Below are 214 nucleotides of genomic sequence, written 5' to 3'. Positions count from 1 at the left end.
ATTCGGACTCGCTTTCGCTACGGCTTCCCCACACGGGTTAACCTCGCAACACACCGCAAACTCGCAGGCTCATTCTTCAAAAGGCACGCAGTCACGAGACACCAGCAAGCTGATGTCCGACGCTCCCACGGCTTGTAGGCACACGGTTTCAGGTACTATTTCACTCCCCTCCCGGGGTACTTTTCACCATTCCCTCACGGTACTATCCGCTATC

The 214-nt window shown here is 55.6% G+C and carries 1 rRNA gene; it reads right to left on the bottom strand.

What is annotated here, in order from left to right:
* Positions 1–214 (bottom strand): 23S ribosomal RNA (locus ADK36_RS18030); the annotation flags it as partial.

The sequence above is a fragment of the Streptomyces viridochromogenes genome (genome assembly GCF_001270495.1).
GTDB lineage: Bacteria > Actinomycetota > Actinomycetes > Streptomycetales > Streptomycetaceae > Streptomyces > Streptomyces viridochromogenes_A.
Note: the sequence above shows the minus strand (reverse complement) of the source record. Positions and strands in the feature narration are given on the sequence as shown.